General features: G+C 71.1%; 18 protein-coding genes. 9 read left to right on the forward strand and 9 right to left on the reverse strand.

Annotation, left to right across the window (positions count from 1 at the left end; all coding sequences use genetic code 11):
* Window positions 1-251 precede the first annotated feature (251 nt).
* The 3 genes from ACWGIH_RS24480 (at window position 252) to ACWGIH_RS24490 (ending at window position 3,460) form a co-directional block, all read left to right on the forward strand.
* Entirely contained in the window at window positions 252-899 is a 648-nt protein-coding gene (locus ACWGIH_RS24480) for a bifunctional DNA primase/polymerase (protein ID WP_453446183.1), read from the forward strand.
* 147 nt (window positions 900-1,046) lie between these two features.
* Complete coding sequence (locus ACWGIH_RS24485) at window positions 1,047-1,850, forward strand: ABC transporter ATP-binding protein (protein ID WP_453446321.1); 804 nt, start codon at window positions 1,047-1,049, stop codon at window positions 1,848-1,850.
* The gene (locus tag ACWGIH_RS24490; RefSeq protein WP_453446181.1) at window positions 1,847-3,460 is read left to right on the forward strand and encodes a transporter; all 1,614 of its coding nucleotides are present in this window, start codon (window positions 1,847-1,849) and stop codon (window positions 3,458-3,460) included. Before ACWGIH_RS24485 ends, ACWGIH_RS24490 begins: the two co-directional genes overlap by 4 nt.
* A 275-nt stretch (window positions 3,461-3,735) precedes the next feature.
* On the opposite strand, the gene iscB is transcribed toward ACWGIH_RS24490, so the two are convergent.
* Window positions 3,736-5,091, reverse strand: coding sequence for an RNA-guided endonuclease IscB (iscB, locus tag ACWGIH_RS24495; protein WP_453446179.1), 1,356 nt, complete (start codon window positions 5,089-5,091; stop codon window positions 3,736-3,738).
* Window positions 5,092-5,784: 693 nt separating this feature from the next.
* Here iscB and ACWGIH_RS24500 point away from each other — a divergent pair.
* A complete protein-coding gene (locus tag ACWGIH_RS24500) occupies window positions 5,785-7,155 on the forward strand; it encodes a PAS domain-containing protein (protein WP_453446178.1) in 1,371 nt (456 codons plus the stop codon).
* A gap of 126 nt (window positions 7,156-7,281) precedes the next feature.
* Here ACWGIH_RS24500 and ACWGIH_RS24505 read toward each other — a convergent pair whose 3' ends face one another.
* From ACWGIH_RS24505 to ACWGIH_RS24520, 4 genes are read right to left on the reverse strand one after another with little or no spacing between them, the layout of a single operon-like run.
* Window positions 7,282-8,514 (reverse strand): ABC transporter permease, encoded by a 1,233-nt coding sequence (locus ACWGIH_RS24505; protein ID WP_453446176.1) that lies wholly within the window; start codon window positions 8,512-8,514, stop codon window positions 7,282-7,284.
* On the reverse strand, window positions 8,511-9,215 hold the full coding sequence (locus ACWGIH_RS24510) for an ABC transporter ATP-binding protein (RefSeq protein WP_453446175.1): 705 nt from the start codon (window positions 9,213-9,215) through the stop codon (window positions 8,511-8,513). The genes ACWGIH_RS24505 and ACWGIH_RS24510 overlap by 4 nt, the downstream gene beginning before the upstream one ends.
* Window positions 9,212-10,279 carry a peptidoglycan-binding protein gene (locus ACWGIH_RS24515; protein WP_453446174.1) on the reverse strand — a complete coding sequence of 356 codons (1,068 nt, stop codon included), beginning with the start codon at window positions 10,277-10,279 and terminating at the stop codon, window positions 9,212-9,214. Before ACWGIH_RS24515 ends, ACWGIH_RS24510 begins: the two co-directional genes overlap by 4 nt.
* Window positions 10,276-10,761: a hypothetical protein gene (locus tag ACWGIH_RS24520; RefSeq protein ID WP_453446172.1), complete on the reverse strand. Its 486-nt coding sequence runs from the start codon at window positions 10,759-10,761 to the stop codon at window positions 10,276-10,278. The genes ACWGIH_RS24515 and ACWGIH_RS24520 overlap by 4 nt, the downstream gene beginning before the upstream one ends.
* A gap of 148 nt (window positions 10,762-10,909) precedes the next feature.
* Here ACWGIH_RS24520 and ACWGIH_RS24525 point away from each other — a divergent pair, with 148 nt between their 5' ends.
* Window positions 10,910-11,578, forward strand: a complete 669-nt coding sequence (locus ACWGIH_RS24525) for a response regulator transcription factor (protein WP_453446170.1) — start codon at window positions 10,910-10,912, stop codon at window positions 11,576-11,578.
* An 83-nt stretch (window positions 11,579-11,661) separates the two neighbouring features.
* Window positions 11,662-12,813 (forward strand): sensor histidine kinase, encoded by a 1,152-nt coding sequence (locus ACWGIH_RS24530; protein ID WP_453446320.1) that lies wholly within the window; start codon window positions 11,662-11,664, stop codon window positions 12,811-12,813.
* 25 nt (window positions 12,814-12,838) lie between these two features.
* Here ACWGIH_RS24530 and ACWGIH_RS24535 read toward each other — a convergent pair whose 3' ends face one another.
* Window positions 12,839-13,603: an SIS domain-containing protein gene (locus tag ACWGIH_RS24535; protein WP_453446168.1), complete on the reverse strand. Its 765-nt coding sequence runs from the start codon at window positions 13,601-13,603 to the stop codon at window positions 12,839-12,841.
* A 239-nt stretch (window positions 13,604-13,842) separates the two neighbouring features.
* Here ACWGIH_RS24535 and ACWGIH_RS24540 point away from each other — a divergent pair, with 239 nt between their 5' ends.
* Together ACWGIH_RS24540 and ACWGIH_RS24545 are read left to right on the forward strand one after the other, a co-directional pair.
* Entirely contained in the window at window positions 13,843-14,535 is a 693-nt protein-coding gene (locus tag ACWGIH_RS24540) for a metal-dependent transcriptional regulator (RefSeq protein ID WP_453446166.1), read from the forward strand.
* Window positions 14,536-15,120: 585 nt separating this feature from the next.
* Complete coding sequence (locus ACWGIH_RS24545; RefSeq protein WP_453446164.1) at window positions 15,121-15,987, forward strand: alpha/beta fold hydrolase; 867 nt, start codon at window positions 15,121-15,123, stop codon at window positions 15,985-15,987.
* A 52-nt stretch (window positions 15,988-16,039) separates the two neighbouring features.
* Here the strand turns inward: ACWGIH_RS24545 and pdxH are convergent, their stop codons facing one another.
* Entirely contained in the window at window positions 16,040-16,792 is a 753-nt protein-coding gene (gene pdxH / locus ACWGIH_RS24550; protein WP_453446318.1) for a pyridoxamine 5'-phosphate oxidase, read from the reverse strand.
* Between the two features lie 306 nt (window positions 16,793-17,098).
* Here pdxH and ACWGIH_RS24555 point away from each other — a divergent pair, with 306 nt between their 5' ends.
* A complete protein-coding gene (locus ACWGIH_RS24555) occupies window positions 17,099-18,199 on the forward strand; it encodes a citrate synthase 2 (RefSeq protein WP_453446162.1) in 1,101 nt (366 codons plus the stop codon).
* A gap of 87 nt (window positions 18,200-18,286) precedes the next feature.
* Here the strand turns inward: ACWGIH_RS24555 and ACWGIH_RS24560 are convergent, their stop codons facing one another.
* Window positions 18,287-18,886: a TetR/AcrR family transcriptional regulator gene (locus ACWGIH_RS24560; RefSeq protein WP_453446160.1), complete on the reverse strand. Its 600-nt coding sequence runs from the start codon at window positions 18,884-18,886 to the stop codon at window positions 18,287-18,289.
* Window positions 18,874-19,608 (reverse strand): enoyl-CoA hydratase family protein, encoded by a 735-nt coding sequence (locus tag ACWGIH_RS24565; protein ID WP_453446159.1) that lies wholly within the window; start codon window positions 19,606-19,608, stop codon window positions 18,874-18,876. Before ACWGIH_RS24565 ends, ACWGIH_RS24560 begins: the two co-directional genes overlap by 13 nt.
* Window positions 19,609-19,610: the final 2 nt, after the last annotated feature.

Consider the following 19,610-nt stretch of genomic DNA (forward strand, 5'->3'; position numbering starts at 1 on the left):
GGAATCGGCCACCCCAGATGATCAATGCCCTTGGAACAAACGGAAGATGCACCACAAACGGACGATAAGTCGGCAACTGGGCATCTTCGGAGTGCCACAGCCTTGCTACCCGCACATGGAACCCATTCCCCATGCGCGCCCCCGCCCGTGCACCCATGCGCCCCACATGCAGGATCGATGCTCCGCCCCCGCGCACGCGACAGCCGTAACCGTAGGTGTCGGGCGGAGTTGAGAAGTCCGTGGAAGAGACCATGGGAGTCACGTCAGCCGCGCACATCCCGAAGCAGCGCGGAGAATCCTTGCTGGACACGGCCGTGCGATACGCGGAAGAGCGCCACTGGGACGTGTTCCCCGGGACGTGGCTCGAGTCCGTCGAGGGGGCCGAAACCTGCTCGTGCGGTGACACCGCGTGCACGACACCCGGCTCGCACCCGGCGCGCGAGGACTGGGCGACACAGGCGACGGGCAGCGCGACCGTCGCCAGGCGGCTCTGGTCCAAGCAGCCGAAGTCGTCGATCCTGCTGCCGACGGGCCGTACGTTCGACGCCATCGACGTGCCGGAGACGGCCGGGTTCCTCGCGCTCGCCCGCATGGAACGGATGGAACTGACGCTCGGCCCGGTGACCTGTACGCCCGACCGCCGGATGCAGTTCTTCGTCCTGCCCGGCGCCACCGCCAAGGTCCCTGACCTGGTACGCAAGCTGGGCTGGCCGCCCGCGGCGATCGACCTGGTCTCGCTGGGCGAGGGCGCCTATGTCGCCGCCCCGCCGACCCGGTTCGGCGCGACCGGCGCCGTGCAGTGGGCCTGCCGTCCCACCGCCGCGAACCGCTGGCTCCCCGACGCGGAGGAGATCATCTCGCCGCTTGCCTACGCATGCGGGCGCGAGGCCCGGCGGTAGGGCAGCACAGGGGGCGCGCGAACGCCGTACGGGCCGGAGAGATCCGGCCCGTACGGCGTTCGCGCACGAACTCGGCGAAGCCGGTGACGACGGTGCGGGGGACGTATCGTGCACAGTCCAGAGACGGCGGCGACGAAGGGCGGCACCGTGACCGAGGAAGCACCGGCGGGAGCGACCACACCCGCACCGGCGGTACGGGTGCAAGGGCTGTGGAAGGCCTTCGGCCAGCAGATCGCCGTCGCCGGGATCGACCTCACCCTCCCCGCCGGCAAGTTCATCGGACTCGTCGGCCCCAACGGCGCCGGCAAGACCACCACCCTCTCGATGGTGACCGGACTCCTGCGCCCCGACCGGGGCACGGCCGAAGTCGTCGGCCACGACGTATGGGCCGACCCCGTCCAGGTCAAGGCCCGCATCGGCGTCCTCCCCGAAGGACTGCGCCTCTTCGAGCGCCTCTCGGGGCGCGAACTCCTCGCGTACACCGGACGCCTGCGCGGGCTCCCCGGCGACGAGGTCGACAAGAGAGCCACCCAGCTCCTGGACGTACTGGACCTCGCGGGCGCCCAGCACAAACTCGTCGTCGACTACTCGACCGGCATGCGCAAGAAGATCGGCCTCGCCGCGGCCCTGCTCCACAACCCCGAAGTCCTCTTCCTCGACGAGCCCTTCGAAGGCGTCGACCCGGTCTCCGCACAGACCATCCGCGGCGTCCTGGAGCGCTACACCGCGTCCGGCGCCACCGTCGTCTTCTCCTCGCACGTCATGGAACTCGTCGAATCACTCTGCGACTGGGTCGCCGTGATGGCCGCGGGCCGCATCCGCGCCCAGGGCACCCTCGCCGAGGTACGCGGCGACTCCCCCTCGCTCCAGCAGGCGTTCCTCGAACTGGTCGGCGCGGGCGGCCGCGACACCGGATCGCACCTCGACTGGCTCGGCGGCGGCACCCGATGAGCGCCCTCCCGACAGCCGCCCCCGCACCCTCCCCCTCCATCACCCCGGTCTTCGTACGCCTGAAGCTGTCCCTCCTGCGCAACGGCCTGCACCAGTCGACCGGCCGCCGCGCCGCCTACATCGCGTCCGTCGTCGCCGCGCTCCTCGTCGCCGCCCTCCAACTCCTCGGCCTGATCGCGCTGCGCGGCAACGAACACGCCGCCACCGTCTCCGTCCTGCTCACCGCCGTGCTCGCGCTCGGCTGGGCGGTGATGCCGCTGTTCTTCCCCAGTGGCGACGAGACCCTCGACCCCACCCGCCTGGTGATGCTGCCGCTGCGCCCCCGCCCGCTGGTGCGCGCGCTCCTCGTCGCCTCGCTGGTCGGCATCGGCCCGCTCTTCACCCTCTGCCTCGCGCTCGGCTCGGTCATCGCACTCGCCCACGGCGCCGCGGCGGCCGTCACCGGCGTCCTGGCCATCGCGCTCACCCTGCTCGTCTGCGTGGCCCTCGCGCGCACCGTCGCCGCCGCGAACATCCGACTCCTGACCAGCCGCAAGGGACGCGATCTGGCCGTCCTGAGCGGCCTGCTCATCGCGGTGGGGGCGCAGGTCGTCAACTTCGGTGCGCAGCGGCTCGGTTCGTCGGGGCTCTCGCAGCTCGACCCGGCGGCGGACATCGTGCGCTGGATCCCGCCCGCCTCGGCGATCGGCGCCGTCGACTCGGTGAGCAAGGGCTCGTACGCCACCGGGGCCGCGCAACTCGCCCTGAGCGCGGCGGCCCTGCTGGCCCTCCTCACCCTCTGGCAGCGCAGCCTGACCCGCCTCATGACCACCCCCGACGGCTCCACGCTCGCGGCGGCGGAACCCACCAAGGCGCGCGCGGCACACGGCCTGGGACGCCTGCTCCCCGGCGGCCGCACCGGCACGGTCATGGAACGCAGCCTGCGCTACGTGTGGCGCGACCCCAAGACGAAGGCGGCCTGGGTGACCTCCCTGGCCATCGGCCTCATCGTGCCGCTCTTCAACGCCCTGCAGGGCACCGGCTCCATCTACTTCGCGTGCTTCGCGGCGGGGATGCTCGGCGTCCTCATGTACAACCAGTTCGGCCAGGACACCTCGGCGTTCTGGATGGTCGCGATGACGATCTCCTCGGCGCACGACGCGTACATCGAGATCCGCGCCCGCGCCCTCGCCCTCCTCGTGATCACCCTCCCGTACGCGACGCTGGTGACGGTCATCACCGCGGCCGTGCTCGGCGACTGGACCGGCCTCGCGGAGGGGCTCGGCCTCTCCTTCGCCCTGCTCGGCGCGATGCTGGCGACGGGCGCCTGGTCATCGGCGCGCTTCCCCTACTCGATCCCGCAGGAGGGCTACAAGAACGTGGCCCCCGGGCAGGCGGGCCTGGCCTGGATCTCGATCTTCGGCGGCATGGTCGCCGCGGCCCTGCTGTGCGCCCCGGTGCTCGCCTTCACGATCTGGCTGCACGTCTCGGGCGAGAGCGCGTGGTCCTGGGTGCTGCTGCCGCTCGGCGGTGCCTACGGAGCGCTGATCACGTACTGCGGCCTGCGGCTCGCAGCACCGAGGGTGGCGAGGCGGCTGCCGGAGATCCTCACGGCGGTCAGCAAGGGCTGAGAGGCGCGCCCGGAGACGCAGACGACCCGCGAGCCGTGGTCCCCGCCGTACGAGACGGCGGGAAGCCGGCCGGACTCACCGGCGGCTCGCGGGTCGGGTGACTGCTTGGGATTGGGCCGGTCGCACGCACATCACACGTGCTGGTCCGGCGCCGAAATCGAGTTGCGACGACGGGCCACTAGCCCGCAGTCACCTCACGCGTCCGGTTTCCATACATCTGCCGAACCACCTCCTCTCCGTGATGACTCACACCCTAGGAACAGCGGCGGCTCGCCTCAACCGGTTTTTCGAGACTCCCGCGCAATGGGCTCCTGCCGGGTGTCGTAGGCGTATCCGTCGCCGCGCTGCAGCAACCACAGATTCCGGTGCGAGACGTTGATCCGCCCGGCCGGCGTGGTCAGGCTGTGTTGGCCCCTGGCCCGTACGGAGATGCGCCCGCTCCAGACGCCCGCCCACTTGCCGGCGGAGAGCGTCGCGCGTACGAGATCCCCGGTGATGTAGCCGAAGTGCTGTTTGGTCCTGGCCCGTCGCAGCCGGGGAAAGCCGAAACGGTCAGGGGTGGTCCGGGCGTAGGAGCCCCGGCCGGTGGCTTTCACGACGAGAACGCGGGCGGGCACGCGGACGATCCGACCGCGGTTCTCGCGACCTATTTCGCCGATGGCGAGAGCGTCGATGGTGTGGGTCTTGTCGAGTCCCGCCGCCGTGCGGTTCCGTTGGGTACGGGCGCCCGGCCAGGCACACACGTGTGGGCCGAGAGCACTCAGTGCGTCGATGAGCCGATGACGGGTCGAGTTCATGGCGGCGGCGTCACGCAGGGATGGACGAGTCCGCGCACGGATCTCCGCCAGGCGTTCCGGCCGATCGGCAAGGAACACAGCCACGGATCTGTTGCCCTTGGCCTGGTTGCAGGGGATGCACGCGAGCACGCGGTTGGAGATCCTGTCGGACCCTCCACGACTGCTGGGGTGGACGTGGTCGATGTTCAGGGGGACACACGTGGTGCCGCAGTAGGCGCAGGCTCTCCCCATCGCGGCGAGCAGGAATGCGCGAGCGTCACTTCCGAAGAGTGGGCCATTGCCGTACTCGGCCCCCTTGAGCTGTTCTCCCGCACTCATGGAGTGGGTGTCGAAGGTGACGCTTTCCACGTGGACCTCCGTGACCGGCGCGTACCGGCTGAAGCGCCGAGCAAGGGAGATGGTGGTGTCGACACGGTGTCGCAGCGACGGGGCGAGCCATCCTTCCGGGCGGGTGCGGTTGTTGCTTCTCGGCGCTCGGTGGCGCAGGTTCACGGACCGTCGTCTGCGCCGGTACCCGGCACGCTGCCTCATGCGGTGCCGGATCTGATCGCCGCGATGCCGGAGTTCGGCCGACACCAGGCCCCGGCGCACGAGGACGGTTTCCCCGCGCTGGTCGATTTCCGTCTTCTCTTCCGTGAGCGCGAGGCCGGTCCCTTTGGATCCAGGGTCGATGCGCAGCTGTACGCCGTCGACCACGGAGTCGGCGCGCGTACGGTCCCGGAGCCGGATGGTGAACGGGACCTGCCTGTGCACGACAGCCTTTCCGGCGCCGAGCAATTCGCGGGCGCGAGCGGGGTGACAGGGCATCAAAGGGCTTTTGTCCCTTGCTAGCACGAATACCCTGCTCGCGCCGATGCCCCCGGTGTATGTGGGGGGCGTGAGAGCGTCACCGCTCCCGTTCTCTGCCGTCTTTGCCGCGTCAGCGGCCGATTCGACGTGACGCCGACGGGGTCTGACGCGATGCCCGCCGGTCTCCCCTCGCCCATGTTCCCCGCCGGTTCCCCGCACGGTGGCGGGAAGTCCGTGAGCCGTTTCGTCCTTGCTCCTGAGGGTGTCTGCTCTCACGGATTCCAGAGCAGGCTGCTGAGGAAGCACAGCCCGGTGGGTCTGTTCGCCTGCGGGAAACGTAGTCATCAAAGGGCGCCTTCCTGTGGCCTGATGGCCTTGATGACTGGGGCTGATCACTCCGCCTGTCCCCGCCAGGGGCAAGCTGCGGCCTTGAGCCGAAGAGCGAGCGATCTCCCTTCGTGTGTTGTCGCCGACGCTAGCGGTCACGTCCTTCCCGGCGGTCCAGATCACTCGATGTCAGTCGTTTGTGCGAATCACCGGAGGTGAGTTCGACGTGGCGGGGCACTCGAAGGGAACATGGGGTCCGCCGGCAACGTTCAAGCGGGGCAACGATTTCGTCGAACTTCTGGGAAGTACCTGTGGGCTGCGTCACGTTCGAGTTCAATGATCTGACGTGCGGTATACGCGTAACTCGCAGAACATGCAGCTCATGAGGACACGGCCTGCAGGGGGTGCCAGGTGAGTGCTTCCCGGCGAAGCGGGACCACCGACGAGCTGGGGCCCGAGGAGCCCGAGCCCGGTGGGGCCGAATTGCTCGCGGCACTGCTGGACGGGATGGACGCCGCCCTGTGCGCGTTCGATGCCGATGGGGTGGTGACGCACTGGAATCGTGAGGCCGAGCGGATTCTCGGGTGGTCGGCGGCGGAGGCCGTCGGGCGGCAGGGGTTCGCGGGGTGGGCGGTGCGGACCGCCGACGCCGAAGAGGTCGAGAGCCGGCTGATGTCGGCCATGGAGGCGCATGGGCGGCAGGTGCACGAGTTCGCGCTGCTGACGAAGGACGGCGGGCGGGTGCTCGTGCGGACGCAGTCCGCGGCCGTGCGCGGTGGGGACGGGAAGCCTGCCGGGGTGTACTGCGCGTTCAGCGAGGTTCATGCGCAGATCGACCTGGAGCGTTCCATCGCGCTGAGCGAGGCGCTGTTCGAGAACGCCTCGTGGGGTGTGGTGCTCGTCGACGCGGATCTGCGTCCCGCCGTGGCGAACGAGCATGCGGCGCGGTCCTTGGGGATGGGGCGTACGGCGTTGCTGGGGCGGCCCCTCGGGGAGTTGCTCGGGCAGGGTGTGGAGGAGCTGGAGAGCGCGCTGAGTCATGTGCTCGCCGAGGGGGCGCCGCCCGCGCCCGCCGAGATGTGGGTGTCGGTGCGGGCCACTCAGAGCGGTGAGCCGGAGCGGCGTTGCTGGCGCAGCGGCTTTCTGCGTCTTGCGTCGCCGCTCGCGGAGGAGCCGGTGCCGCTGGGGGTCGCCTGGCTCTTCCTGGATGTGACGGAGGCCAAGCAGACCGAGCAGGAGGCGGCGCAACTCCGTTTTCGTTCGCAGCAGTTGCACCGGGCGGCGCGGGCCGCGGGTGAGTGCGAGGATCCGATGGAGGCGGCGACGGTCCAGCTGGACTTCGCCCTGGCCGGGTTCGCCGATCACGCGTTGATCGATCTGGTGGCGGGGGATGGGGAGCCGTTGCGGCTGATCCGTGTCGCCGCCACGCCTGCCGGTGCTCCGGGGCCGTGCCTGCCGGTGGCGAAGGCGGGGCTTCCCGTCCGCTATCTGGAGGGCCACCCGGCCCCGCAGTGCGTGGACCGGGTGGGTTCCGTGCGGACCAGCGCGGGCACCGCGCCGCCGGAGCGTGCCCGGGAGTGGGCGGCGGCCAGGCAGTGGCCGCAGGACACGGTGCACGCGCTGTGCGCGGTGCTGCGGAGTCGGGGGCGGACGCTGGGAGTGGTGACGTTCCTACGGGGCGCGAGCCGCACCCAGTTCGAACGCGCGGACGCGATGTACGCGGAGAGCGTCTCGGCGAGGGTGGCGGCGTCGCTTGATCTGGCGGGGGTTCTGGGCGGCTGACGGCTCCCCTGCCCGCCCGATCACCTCGCGGCGCGTCGAGTGGGTGATCATCCCCCACCGGGCAACGGGTGGGCGGGTGGGGACATCCGCCGCGCAGCGGCGGTTCGGATTCCGCTGAGCGCCCCGCTACGCCGCGTGCAGCGCCAGGGTTGGGGAGAGGCGTGCTGCTCGTACCGCCGGGTAGAGGCCTGCCACCGTGCCGATGGCCAGGGTTGCTCCGAAGCCGCCGGTCACCGCCCATAGGGGGACCACCCAGGGGAGGTCGCCGGACACCGCGTACGCGGCTGTCGCGGCCGCGCCGAGGGCGATTCCCGCGAGGCCGCCCAGGCCGGACAGCATCAGGGACTCGGTGACGAACTGGATGCGGATCTGCCCCTTGGTCGCACCCATGGAGCGGCGCAGGCCGATCTCGTAGCGGCGTTCCAGGACCGAGATGATCATGGTGTTCGCCACTCCGACGCCGCCCACCAGGAGGGCGATCCCGCCGAGTCCGAGGAGCAGCGTGGAGAAGGCCCCTTCGGTCGCCGCCTTCGCCTGCAGGGCCGACGAGGGGTCGGTGACCTGGACGTTGCGCGGGTTCTCCGGGTCGATCGACGCGGCGAGCAGCTTGCGGACGTCGTGCACGGTGGCGTCGGTCGACCGTTCGTACACCGAGGTGGGGCGGCCGTCGAAGCCGAGTTCGCTCTGGGCGGCCGCCCAGCCCACGAGGGCCGAGCGCTCCACGTCGGGTGAGAGCGGCAGCGGGTCGAGGATGCCGACGACCGTGAAGTAGCGGTCGCCGAGCCAGACTTGCTGGCCGGCGCGCGTGATGCCGAGGCGGTCCGCGGCGACATGGCCGAGGACGATCGAGGGGTAGCGGCTGTTGGCCGCGTTGAACCAGGTGCCGTGCCCCATCTCGCCCCGCAGCACCTTCAGCAGGCCCTCGGTGGCCGCCTTGACGGAGATGCCGCCGGTCTCGTCCTCGGGGATCTTCTCGCTGCGCCGCACGCTGTGGTCGAGGTCGCCGGTCGCGCCGACGTCCTGGACGCCCTTGATGCGGGAGACCCGTCCGGCCGCGTCACGCGGGAGCACCACCTTCTCGCCGGAGAACATGGGCTCACCGGGAGCTGCCACCAGCATGTTCGTGCCCAACTCGTCCAGTTTCCGCATGAGTTGCGCTTTGCTCGACGATGAGATGCCTACTACCGCGATCATCGTCGCGATACCGATGGCGATCCCCAGCGCCGACAGCACGACCCTCACCGGGCGGCTGCGCAACCCCGCCGAGCCGACGTGCAGGACGTCGCGCGGTCCGAGCCGCGCCGCCTTCAGCCGGGCGTTCTTCAGCCGGGCGTTCTTCACTCGCTTCGTACGGGTCATCCCGCGCGCACCCCCTCACGCACGGCGGCGGCGCGGACATCCGCCACCACCTGCCCGTCCCGGATCCGTACCTGCCGCGGCAGCCGCTCGGCGATCTCCGTGTCGTGTGTGATGACGGCGATGGTGGCGCCCTGCGCGTTGAGGTCGTGGAGGAGTTCCATCACCGCCTCGCCGGACGCCGAGTCGAGTGCGCCGGTCGGTTCGTCGGCGAGGAGCAGGTCGGGTGAGCCGACCACCGCGCGGGCGATGGCGACGCGTTGCTTCTGGCCGCCGGAGAGTTCGTGCGGGCGGTGTCTCATGCGGTCGGCGAGGCCGACCCGGTCAAGGGCTTCGGCGGCTCTCGCGCGGCGCTCCCCGCGCGAGAGGCCGGAGTACAGGAGCCCTTCCGCCACGTTGTCGCGCGCACTGATCCCCGGCACCAGGTGGAACGCCTGGAACACGAAGCCGATGTGCCGTGCGCGCAGTGCGGACAGGCTGCGGTCGGCGAGCGTGGCGACATCGTGTCCGGCGATGGCCACGGAGCCCTCCGAGGGTCGGTCCAGGGTGCCGATGATGTGCAGCAGGGTCGACTTGCCGGAGCCGGAGGGGCCGACGATGGCGAGGAGTTCGCCCTCCTCCACCCTGAGGTCCACGCCGCGCAGGGCGGCGACCCCGCCCGGGTACTCCTTGGTGACCCCGCCCAACTCCACGACGGCGCTCATATCTTGGGCACCCCGACCTTCGTGCCGGCCTTGAGGCCGCCCCCGGTGACCTCGACGCGGCCTTGGCCGAACATGCCGAGTTCGACCTTCACCTGGCGGGCGCGGCCGTTCTCGACGACCTGGACGCCGTAGCCGCCGCCGGGCAGGGCGAGGAGGGCGTTGACGGGCACGGAGAGGACGTCCTCGCGGGTCTCTCCGGTGAGGTTGACCGTGACCGGGGACTGGTCGAAGCCGTCGACCTTGCCGGGGTCGTCGAAGGAGACCGTGACCGGGATCTTGGGGGTCTTGTCGGCCGGGTCGTCGCCCGGCTCGGCGGTCTTGCCGACGGAGGCGATCTTCCCCTTGGCGGTCGTGCCGTCGGGCAGGTCCACGGTGACCTTGGTGCCCACCTCGGCGAGCTTTCCCTCGGCGACGTCCAGCTGGAAACGTACGACCCGCTCGGCACTCGTGGTGCTGAGCACCGGTCTGCCCGGCGCGACCTGGTCGCCGACGGCCGACTCGGTGGACTTCACGCGGAGCCCGCCGGGCGAGAAGGCGATCTGGTCGGGGCCCACGCGGCCCGTCTGCTTCTGGTCGTGCGCCTTCTGCCACTGCTTGACGGCGTCCGCGGTGCCCGCGGTGTACTCGTCGTCGACGGCGAGCCCGGCGCCGTACCCGAGCGCCCGGAGGTTCTCTTCGAGCTGGCGTACGTCGCTGCCCTCGTCGCCGGTCCTCAGCGTGCGGTACATGGGCTCGGTGCCGTACATGAGGCGCACCGGGACTCCGTTGACCTCGTACAGGCGTCCGTCACGCTTGATGGTCGAGCCGCTGCCCGTGGACCAGGTGAGGGTGCCGGTGGTGCCGGCGTTGACCTTGCGCTGCTTGGCGTAGCCGAGGGTGCCGTCGGCCTGGGTGCCGCTGCTGAGGTCGCCGCGTTCGACGGGGGCGGTGGCGGGCGGGAGTCCTGCGTCCTGGCTCACGGACCCGCCCTCGCCGTTGTCGGCGAGGGCGGTGACGGCGACGCCGCCGCCGGTGATCGCGAGCAGGGCCACGACGGTGGCGACGACGGCGGTGCGGCGCCTCACGCGACGATGTCCTTGCACGCCTCGGCGGCCTTCTCCATCTTCTTGGCCTCGGCGCCCTTGGGCATCTTCTGCGCTTCCATGGCTCCGCCGTCGAACTTCGGGTCGGGCATGTCGAAGCCGTTCTTGCGCATGCACTGGGCGTACTTCAGCATCTTGTCCTTGTCGGCCTGCGAGGGGGCGCGGCCCGACATGCCGCCGCTCTTGCCCGAGCAGGCCTTCATGGCGGCCTCCATCTTCTCCTTGCTCATGTCGCCGCCGATGGTGATCCCGCGGGTGTCCTCGCCGGACTTGGGCTCGCTCACCTTGAGGCCGTGCTTGCGCAGGCACTCGCGCTCCTTGAAGGCGGCGTCGGCCTGCTTGCCCTTGCCGCCGTCGGCCTTGTCCTGGCTGCCGCCGTCGCCGCCGGAGGAGCAGGCTCCGGCGAACAGGGCGAGGGCGGCGATCCCCGATGCGATGGCCGCCCCGCGTGTACGAGTCCTCATGGATGCCTTCCCCTTCACTTCTGGCTGTCGCGTCTGGCTTTCGCGTTGTCGCGTCGTCCGCGCACAGGCTGGCGGGAAGGGGGGTTTCGTTTCTCTCAACGGAGACGCTTACACCGACGAAAGGTGCACTTCAGGTACACAGGGCCGCATGCGCGTACTGCTGGTGGAGGACGAGGAATTCCTGGCCGAGATGATCGCCGTCGGGCTGCGCCGTGACGCGCTCGCGGTCGATGTCGCGGCCGACGGCCTGACGGCGCTGCGCAAGCTCCAGCTGGGTGAATACGACGTCGTCGTCCTGGACCGGGACCTGCCGGGCCTGCACGGCGACGAGGTGTGCCGCAGGGTGGTGGGGCAGCGGCTGCTCACGCGCGTCCTGATGCTGACGGCGTCGGCCACGGTCCGGGACCGGGTGGCGGGCCTCGGTCTGGGCGCGGACGACTACCTGACGAAGCCCTTCGCGTACGACGAACTCCTCGCCCGCGTCCTGGCCCTGGGCCGCCGCACGCGCCCCGCGCTGCCGCCGGTGATCGAGCGAGCGGGCCTGGTCCTGGACACCGCCCGTCGGCAGGCGAGCCGCGACGGCCGCCATCTGGCGCTCTCCCGCAAGGAGTTCGCGGTCCTTGAGGCGCTGCTCCGGGCGGAGGGCGCGGTGGTCAGCGGCGACGATCTGATCGAACAGGTCTGGGAGGAGGACACCAGCTACCGCACGAACGCGGTCCGTGTGACCCTCTCCAAGCTCCGCACCAAGCTGGGCGACCCGCCGGTGGTGGAGACGGTGCCGGGCGCCGGTTACCGGATCACCGGCCGGTCGGCGTGAGGGGGCTGCGCATCGGCGTGAGGGGGCTGCGCGTCGGCCGTCTCAGCAGTGAGCGCGGCCGTCTCACCGTCCTGTACGGCGGCATGCTCCTCCTGGCGGGGGCGCTGCTGACCGGGCTCGTCTACTTCCTGGTGCGGCAGGGGCTCTACTCCTCGATCAGCACCGCCGTCACCACCGCCGTCCCCGGTCGGCGGCCGGTTCCGCCCTGGACGATGCCCTCCCCGGCCCTTTCGGCGTCGCCCGCCCGGCGGGTGACCGGCGACGGCGTATCGGCCGACGACATCTCGCAGGGCCTCGCCGTCACGAAGATCAGTGACGTCGCCGAACAAGCGGCCCTGAGCAGGCTGCTCACCGTGTCGGTGATCGTGCTGTTCGTCTACGCGGCGCTCTCCATCCTGCTCGCCTGGTGGATGGCGGGCCGCGTCCTGCGCCCGGTCGGCGTGATCACCGGCACCGCGCGGCGCCTGTCGGGCGAGAACCTGCACGAGCGGATCGCGCTCGACGCACCGCCCGGCGAGCTGAAGCAGCTGGCCGACACCTTCGACGAGATGCTCGGACGGATAGAGCAGTTGGTCAGCGCGCAGCAGCGGTTCGCCGCCAACGCCGCGCACGAACTGCGGACCCCGCTCGCCATGCAGCGGGCCGCCGCCGAGATCGGGCTCGCGGGTGAGCCCGACGCGCGGGAGGTGGCCCGCATCCGTACGAAGCTCATCTCCGTCGCCGACGACAGCGAGCATCTGATCGAGGGGCTGCTGCTCCTCGCCACCTCGGAGCGGGGGCTCGAACTGCGGGAGCCCGTGGCCCTCGACGTCATCGCCGACGCGGTGACGCAGGGGCTCGCGGGCCGGGCGGCCGAGCGGGACGTCACCCTTGCCCTGCACGCCGAGCCGCTCACCGTGACAGGTGACGGGGTGCTTCTCGACCGCCTCGTGCACAACCTGGTGGCGAACGCCGTGGACTACAACGTCAAGGGAGGCCGGGTCGAGGTGCGCACGGGCCGGGACGGCATCGAGGTCACCAACACCGGACCCGCCGTCCCGCCGGACACCGTCCCGCACCTCTTCGAGCCCTTCCGGCGGCTGCGGGAACGTACCCACGCGCGCGGGGAGGGTGCGGGCCTCGGCCTGTCCATCGTGGCCGCGATCGCCCGCGCACACGGTGCGGAGGCGACCGCCGAAGCGAACGGGGAGGGCGGGGGGCTCAGTGTGCGGGTGCGCTTCCCCACGGGGTCGTAGCGACCTCAGGGGCCGCCTCGGGGCCTCAGCGCCGGTAGAAGATGCGGTCGCCGTACTCGGCGAACACGTGCCCGTTCCACTCGTGCCCGCCGTCCACGTTCCCCGACCGCAGCACCGGCGGCTCGACGCCCCGCGCGGCCAGCCGCTCGACGGCCGTGGCCATCATCGCCTGCATGATCGCGTTGGCGACGACGCTGGAGGCGGGACCGAAGGGCGCGGCGACGGTGTCGAGGCCGAGCTCCGCGTCACCGACGGTGATCTTGGAGTCGATCACGACGTCGCAGTGGTCCTTCAGGAAGGTCCCGGACGCGTGCCGTGACTTCGTCTCCGTCGCGTACGCCACCGACGTCACCCCGATGACCTTCAGGCCGAGCGCGCGGGCGTTCATCGCCATCTCCACGGGCAGCGAGTTGCGCCCGGAGAGCGAGATGATCACGACTACGTCGCCGGAGCGGGCCGGCGAGGAGTCGAGGACGGCGCCCGCGAGCCCGTCGACCCGCTCCAGGGCCGAGCCGAGCGTGGCGGGCATGACGTCGACGCCGACGACTCCGGGGACGGCGAGGAGGTTCATCAGGGCGAGGCCGCCCGCGCGGTAGACGACGTCCTGGGCGGCCAGCGAGGAGTGCCCGGCGCCGAAGGCGAAGAGCCTGCCGCCCGCCTCGACCGCGTCGGCGAGCAGCGTCCCCGCGGCGTCGACGGTGCCGCTCTCCTCGTCGCGCACCCGCCCGAGCAGGCCGATCGCGGCGTCGATGTACTGACCGGCCAGCTTGCTCTCGCTCTTCGAGCCCATGCGCCGAGGGACCTTTCCGGGGTACGTATGTCGGGTACGTATTTCCTGCTGCTGCCTGCACGTGTTTCCCGTGTGCCGCGGATCACGTTGCGGTCTGGACCAGTGCCCTGTCAATACGGCCCGAGCACCCCGTCAAGGCCGCCTGGAGCGGGTTTTCCCCTGGCGCGACCCGGTTGTCAGCGGTATGCGTCAGACTTGAGGGCAGGGCCGGCCGCACGAGCGAGATCTGAGGGGCACCCATGTCGGGGCTTATTGACACCACTGAGATGTATTTGCGCACCATCCTCGAGCTGGAGGAGGAAGGTGTGGTCCCCATGCGCGCCCGGATCGCCGAGCGTCTCGACCAGAGCGGGCCGACGGTGAGCCAGACGGTCGCGCGCATGGAGCGTGACGGCCTGGTGGCCGTCGCCAGCGACCGTCACCTGGAGCTGACCGAGGAGGGCCGCAGGCTCGCCACGCGCGTGATGCGCAAGCACCGCCTCGCGGAGTGCCTCCTGGTCGACGTGATCGGCCTGGAGTGGGAGCAGGTCCACGCGGAGGCGTGTCGCTGGGAACACGTGATGAGCGAGGCGGTGGAGCGCCGCGTCCTGGAGCTCCTGCGCCACCCCACCGAGTCTCCGTACGGCAACCCGATCCCGGGCCTCGAGGAGCTGGGCGAGAAGGACGGGGCCGACCCGTTCCTGGACGAGGGCATGGTCTCCCTGGTCGATCTCGACCCCGGCACCGAGGGCAAGACCGTGGTCGTGCGCCGCATCGGCGAGCCGATCCAGACGGACGCGCAGCTGATGTACACACTGCGTCGCGCGGGCGTGCAGCCCGGCTCCGTGGTGAGCGTGACGGAATCCGCGGGCGGGGTACTCGTGGGCAGCAGCGGCGAGGCCGCGGAGCTGGACAACGAGGTCGCCTCGCACGTCTTCGTCGCCAAGCGCTGAGGCCCGCCGGACCAGGGTCCGGCGGGTTCCGCCCCCTGTTACCGAGAGTTCATGTCAACTGGCGGTAACGGTTGGGCAGTTGTGAAGACCCCTGGATCCGATGGGGTCCAAGATTCAGTGTGCGGAATCGCAGCGCCCGGACGTTTTGCGTGCGAGGCTGTCGCGAGAGGCATATGACGTGAGGGCTCTTGCCGTGCCGGCGCCTGGTCGCCGCCACGGCCGTGGGAGGGGGCAGGAATGTGCCCATCTGGTGAGCGGGAGCGCGTACGCGAACAGTGCGCGTCCACGCCCCCTGAGCACGCAGAGGGCCCCGGCGCCCTTGAGCGCCGGGGCCTGTCCTCCCCTGTTCCGACCCGGAGCCCCGAGCTCCCAGGGTCGTCCCCCTCGGACCGTTTTCCCCGAGCGGCCCGCCTCCCGATGAAGATCTCCCCTCGGCAGCGGCGGCCAATCCTTGAGCGTGGTCACTCGAATGAGGGGTGTTGGCGGCGAACTGGCCGCTTTCGAAAAAGAGTTCGATAGCGTGCGGGGGTGCGTGACAGAACCAGGCGTTCAGCCCGAGAGGATTCAAGGGGGGTGCCAGGAAACATGGTGCGGCGCATTGACGTGACAGGCGCGGGTGGCGTACGCCTCGCCGCCTGGGAGTTCGCCGATCCTCCCAAGTCGAGGGAGACCGACGGTCCGCCCGGAGGCGTCCTGTTACTGCACGGCCTGATGGGCCGTGCATCGCACTGGGCGGGCACCGCCCGCTGGCTCGCCGAGCGACATCGCGCGGTCGCACTCGACCAGCGCGCGCACGGGCAGAGCGACAAGCCCCCCGAGGGCCCCTTCACCCGCGACGCCTACGTGGACGACGCCGAGGCCGCGCTCGTCCAGCTCGGCCTCGCTCCCGCCGTCCTCATCGGCCACTCCATGGGCGCGCTCACCGCCTGGCAGCTCGCCGCGAAGCGCCCCGACCTCGTCCGCGCCTTGATCGTCACCGACATGCGGGCCTCCGCTCTCGGCGCCGCGTCGCAGCGCGAGTGGGAGGACTGGTTCAAGGCCTGGCCGGTGCCCTTCGCCACGCTCGCCGACGTACGGAAGTGGTTCGGCGAGGACGATCCCTGGGTCGAGCGGCCCAATCCATCGCGCGGCGAGTTCTTCGCCGAGGTGATGACCGAGGGCCCCGACGGCTGGCGCCCCGTCTTCGACCGCGAACAGATGCTGAAGTCCCGCGAGACGTGGGTGTTCGACGCCCACTGGGAGGATCTGGCGCAGGTCCAGTGCCCTGCCCTGGTCGTCCGCGGCCTGGACGGCGAGCTGGGCCGTGCCGAGTCCCAGGAGATGGTCCGGGTGCTGCCCCGCGGGGCGTACGCGGAGGTGGCCGACGCCGGGCACCTGGTGCACTACGACCAGCCGGAGGCCTGGCGCGAGGCGATCCAGCCATTCCTGGACGGGGTCCTGACGGGGTCCTGATCGGGTCCGGATCGGGTCCGGACGGAGTCTTGAAGGGGGCAGGCCCCGGCCCTCACGGGCTGAGGCGCTCCACCGTCCAGCCCGAAGCGGTGTCGGCGGCGCCCTGCTCGGTTCGCGCGTAGCGCAGCCGGTCGTGCAGGCGGTTCGCCCTGCCCTGCCAGAACTCGACGCTCCGGGGCACGACCCGGAATCCGCCCCAGTGCGGAGGCGCGGGCACCTGCTCGCCCTCGGGGTAACGCCCCTCCAGGTCGGCGTACGCGCGGTCGAGTTCCTCGCGGGTGGCGATGACCGAGGACTGGGCGCTGGCCCAGGCGCCGAGCTGCGAACCGTGCGGGCGGGTGCGGAAGTACGCCACCGTCTCCTCACGGGCGACGCGCTCCGCCGTGCCCGTGACGATGACCTGGCGGGCCATCGGGTGCCAGGGGAAGAGCAGCGAGATGTTCGGGTTCGCGGCCAGATCCCGGGCCTTGCGGGACTCGTAGTTCGTGAAGAAGACGAAGCCGCGTTCGTCGTACCCCTTCAGCAGGACCGTGCGTGAACCGGGACGGCCCTCCGCGTCCACCGTCGAGACGACCATGGCGTTCGGCTCGTGCAGCAGGCCCGCCCCGGCCGCGGCCAGCGCCTGCGTGAACCACAGCGCGAACAACTCGACGGGCGTGGCGGGCGCCTGGGCCTCGATGAGTCCGTCCATGCCGTAGTGGGCACGTATGGCGGCGGGATCGGACGCGGGAGGGACGGGAGCGGCAGATGAGGAGGCTGATGCTGAGGCGTCGGCTCGATCGGTCACGCGGTCATCTTGCCGTATACGAAGGGCCGGGCGACGGGCTGTCGTACGCCACGGAGAGGTGACGTGTGGCACTGAGTGCCGCATTCCATCGCCAAGGGTGGCACCAAGGGATATCGTTCCGACGCCGAATCGGTTGGGTGACCACCAGCCGCACGGGGCATCACCGGGGTGTCCGAACCGGACCGCGAGTCGAAAGCCGGCCCCACCGACATATACAGACGCACCGGCAGACCGCGGAACCGGACCGAACACGCCCACTTCTGACACATGGTCACGAGCTGTATGTCACCACCATCTGTCGTACACATCACGAGGAGCCGCCTGATGTCCGACTTCGTACCCGGACTTGAGGGAGTCATCGCGTTCGAGACGGAGATCGCCGAACCCGACAAGGAAGGCGGCGCGCTTCGCTATCGCGGCGTCGACATCGAGGATCTGGTCGGTCACGTCTCCTTCGGCAACGTCTGGGGCCTGCTCGTCGACGGCGCCTTCAATCCCGGTCTGCCGCCCGCCGAGCCGTTCCCGATCCCGGTGCACTCCGGCGACATCCGCGTCGACGTCCAGTCCGCGCTCGCGATGCTCGCCCCCGTGTGGGGCCTGAAACCGCTTCTGGACATCAGCGAGCAGGAAGCCCGCGAGGACCTGGCACGGGCCGCCGTCATGGCGCTCTCCTACGTCGCCCAGTCCGCCCGCGGCCAGGGCCTGCCCATGGTGCCGCAGCATGAGATCGACAAGGCCGACACGGTCGTCGAGCGCTTCATGAAGCGCTGGCGCGGCGAGCCCGACCCCAAGCACGTCCAGGCCGTCGACGCGTACTGGACGTCGGCCGCCGAGCACGGAATGAACGCCTCCACGTTCACGGCCCGCGTCATCGCCTCCACGGGCGCGGACGTGGCGGCGGCGCTCTCGGGAGCCGTGGGCGCCATGTCCGGTCCCCTGCACGGCGGCGCCCCCTCCCGCGTCCTCGGCATGATCGAGGAGATCGAGCGGACGGGCGACGCGGTCGCGTACGTCAAGCAGGCGCTCGACAAGGGCGAGCGGCTGATGGGCTTCGGTCACCGGGTGTACCGCGCCGAGGACCCCCGCGCGCGGGTCCTGCGCCGCACGGCACGCGAGCTGGGCGCTCCCCGCTTCGAGGTGGCGGAGGCGCTGGAGAAGGCCGCCCTCGACGAGCTGCACGCCCGCCGTCCCGACCGGGTCCTCGCGACGAACGTGGAGTTCTGGGCCGCGATCGTCCTCGACTTCGCCGAGGTGCCGGCGCACATGTTCACGTCGATGTTCACGTGCGCGCGGACCGCCGGGTGGTCGGCGCACATCCTTGAGCAGAAGCGGACGGGGCGGTTGGTGCGGCCCTCCGCGCGCTACGTGGGACCCGGTTCGCGGAACCCCCGGGAGGTCGAAGGGTTCGGGGACATCGCGCGGTAGGGATCTTTCCCCGACCCCGCCCCCGGACCCCCGCTCCTCAAACGCCGGAGGGCTGGAAATCCAGCCCTCCGGCGTTTGAGGGAACGCTCAGCGCAGCGCCGCCTCCACCAGCACCGTCCACTGCGCCACCACCCGCTCACGCCGCGCCCCGTCATCCGTCAGGAGATTGGCGAGGCCGAGGCCGCGGGCCATGTCCAGGAGGCCCTGGATGGTCTCCCGCACCCCGGGGCGGGACTCGTCCGCCCCGAGCAGCCGTACCGCGATCCGGTGCGTCTCACGCCCCACCCGCGCCTCCAGCTCCGTCACCCGGGATCCGAGTTGCGGCTCGTTCGACGCCGCCACCCACAGATGCAGCGCCGCCCGGAACAGGGGCCCCGTGTAGAGGTCGACCAGGGCGGCGACCACGGAGGCCGGGTCCTGGGCCGGAAGCTCCCGCAGGGCGGTGGACCGCTGCTCGGCGACATACTCCACCGCCGCCGTGAAGAGGTCTTCCCGCGTCGGGAAGTGATGCTGGGCCGCCCCGCGCGAGACCCCCGCCCGCTCGGCGACCACGGAGACCGTGGACCCCGCCCAGCCGCTCTCGGCGAGGCACGCCACCGCCGCCTCCAGGAGCCGCTGGTGCGTCGCCCGGCTGCGGTCCTGCTTGGGCGAGCGGTCGGCACGGTCGGCCGCGGTCACAGCACCCATGGGCACTCCCGTCGTTCGAGGAACGCCCCCATGCCGTCGCGCGCCTCCGCCGATGCGAAGAGCCGCGCGGACAGGGCGACGAGGGAGTCCGTGTGGTGGTCGAATGCGTCGAGCACCCTAGCCGTGAGCAGCTTCTTCGTCTCGGCCAGGGCCTGCGGCGCCCCCTTCCGCAGCCCCTCGAGGAGAGGCGAGAGCTCCGCGTCCACGTCGTCCCCGGCCACCGTCACCAGGCCGATCCGCGCCGCCTCCGCCCCGCCGAAGCGCTCCCCGGTGAGGAAGTAGCGTGACGCGGCGCTCGGGTCGAGCCCGGACAGGAGCGGCATGGAGATGACCGCGGGCGCCACCCCGATCCGTACCTCCGTCAGCGCGAACGACGCCCCGGGGCCCGCGGCCGCCATGTCGCACACGCCGAGCAGTCCGAGCCCGCCCGCGCGTACGTGTCCGTCCACCCGCGCCACGACCGGCTTCGGCAGCTCCACGATCCGCCGGAGCAGCCCCACGAAGACGGCCGGGTCCGGCGGCTCCCGCAGGTCGGCGCCCGAGCAGAACGTGGAGCCGGTGTGTGTGAGGACGATCGCGCGGACGTCGGGGTCCTTGCCGCAGTCGTCGAGCGCCTCCGCGAAGCCGTCCAGGAGCCCCGCCGAGAGCGCGTTGCGGTTGGCGGGGTTGTCCAGGGTGAACGTGACGATGCCGCGCTGCGGCGATGAGCGGACAAGTCCCACGA

It is taken from the genome of Streptomyces sp. NPDC054872 (assembly GCF_053610705.1).